We start from the raw sequence: 2,158 nt of genomic DNA, 5'->3' as shown, positions 1-2,158 counted from the left end.
GCAGGGACTTTAGTCCCTGCCACCTAAACGGACGCGTTCGTTTAGGTGCGTAACATCAGATGTTAAGTCTGAAATTATACATGCCTTAGCTTATTTTGATATAATCGCAGCATAAAAAAATAGTTTTGGGAGCAGTCTTTATGGTACGAGTTGAATTTTTAGGTCCAATACAAAAAGAGCCTCTGGAGTTAGAGATAACAAACTTAAATGAGTTGGCAAAAATACTCCAAGAAGATGAGTCCATGAAAGAGTGGCTTGAAAATTCAGCGGTTGCCGTGAATGATACTCTCGTCAGCAGCAGAGATGTTGTGCTAAAAGATGGTGACAGAGTCGCTCTTCTTCCACCAGTTTGCGGAGGGTGAGATATGCTTTACCTTTATGACGGAGCTCTTGACGTTCCTAAAATATTAAAAGAGTGGTACGAGCAAGAAGCAAAAAGCAACTACGGTGCATATATCCCTTTTGTGGGAACCGTTCGAAGCGAAGATAACATAGAAGGTCTTAGTTTTGACATCTATGAGCCGATACTAAACTCTTGGTTTGAGGCGTGGCAAAAAAAGGCTGAGGCTAAGGGAGCGGTTATAAAAATGGCGCACTCAAGAGGTGATGTTATGCTACATGAATCCTCATACATAGCGGCAGTTTTCTCTCCAAAAAGACGTGTGGCACTTGAGTTTATAGATGAGTTTGTCGAGGATTTTAAAGCATCTGCTCCCATCTGGAAATACGATTTAAAGGGCGGTAAAAGAGTCTATGCACTTGATCGCTCAACAGCCATAAATGGTAGTGGATTATTATCTTAGAATAAGAACTTTTAGGAATGCTAGCTAATGGCATTCTCCACGATGAGTCGCCACAGCGGCGTGAGCGGAGTTTAGGGACTTTGTTCCTAAACGGGGCTAATAAATGAAGGGCTCCTTCATTTTATGCAATAAAATTAAGGATTTTTAAAATGAGTCTATTATCCTACGAAACAAGCCAAAATATGCTTGATTTATTATATGTAAACGCATCAAGAACCGAGAATGTGGCACTTAGCTCCTCTCTTGGAAGATTTTTGGCACAAGATATAGTTGCAGAGTTTAACGACCCTCAGTTTCCTACCGCTTCAATGGATGGCTATGCCGTTATGCAGAGTGATTTAGAGAGCAAAAGCATAACTATTCTCGGAGATAATCCTGCCGGAAGTGATGAGAAGAGAACCATAAAAAGCGGCGAGTGTATCAAAACTTTTACAGGCTCTATGATGCCTCACGGAGCAGATACTTTAATCCAGATAGAAAACGTTACTGCAGACAATGCAAGGATCATCATAAATGAGAGTGTTCCTCTTGGCAATGCGGTTCGTCCGATAGGCGAGGGGTATAGAGCAGGAGACGTGCTTATAAAAAAAGGGACAAAAATCGGTTTTGCAGAGATTGGCGTTATGGCAGCACTTAACAATGTGATGGTAAAAGTTGCACTAAAGCCGCGTGTTGCAGTCATCTCAACTGGAAGCGAGATTTTAGATCTTGGCGTAAACAGCACAAACCCCGCTCAGATTAGAAGTTCAAACAACTACACTCTCGCGGCTCTTTTTGAACAGGCGGGAGCAGATGTCGTTCAGCTCGGAACAGTAGGTGACGATAGAGAGAGCATCATGGAGACATTCCAAAACGCTCTTTTAAGCGCTGATATTCTTGTCAGTACAGGCGGTGTAAGCGTAGGGGATTATGACTTTGTGAAAGATATAGTACCACGTATAGGCGCCGAAGTGGTATATAAAGGTGTGGCAATAAAACCCGGCAAACATATAATGGTTGCGCAAAGAGAAGATAAGTTTATCTTAGCGCTTCCCGGGTTTGCCTACTCATCGACGGTTACTGCCATGCTTTATGTTCTTCCGTTGATTGCAAAAATGCTCGGGCGCAGAAGTGCGTACAAAACGGTTGCGGCAAAACTTAGCGAAAAGTTTACAAAAAGAAGCAGATTGACTGAGTTTACTGCATGTAACGTTGTCGTAGAGGACGGGGAGTATTTTGTAAACTTTAAAGATAAAAAAGTCGGAAGCTCGGCGATACTCACAAATATGCTCGACTCAAGCGCTTTGATGATTGCAGGCGAAGAGGATGGAGACTTGGAGCAAGGCACTTATGTAAACGTTATATTAGTGGATAGC

General features: G+C 42.5%; 3 protein-coding genes. All 3 read left to right on the top strand.

Annotated elements, in window-relative coordinates:
• The first annotated feature begins 140 nt into the window (after nt 1-140).
• Nucleotides 141-362: a MoaD/ThiS family protein gene (locus RQ763_RS11450; protein WP_294929547.1), complete on the top strand. Its 222-nt coding sequence runs from the start codon at nt 141-143 to the stop codon at nt 360-362.
• Between the two features lie 3 nt (nt 363-365).
• Nucleotides 366-803: a molybdenum cofactor biosynthesis protein MoaE gene (locus RQ763_RS11445; RefSeq protein ID WP_314153115.1), complete on the top strand. Its 438-nt coding sequence runs from the start codon at nt 366-368 to the stop codon at nt 801-803.
• A 149-nt stretch (nt 804-952) separates the two neighbouring features.
• Nucleotides 953-2,158, top strand: a 1,206-nt coding sequence (glp, locus tag RQ763_RS11440) for a gephyrin-like molybdotransferase Glp (protein WP_314153114.1), incomplete at its 3' end; no start/stop codon positions are given.

Source organism: Sulfurimonas sp. (genome assembly GCF_032250635.1).
Classification (GTDB): domain Bacteria; phylum Campylobacterota; class Campylobacteria; order Campylobacterales; family Sulfurimonadaceae; genus Sulfurimonas.
This window is presented reverse-complemented; position numbering and strand designations above follow the sequence as displayed.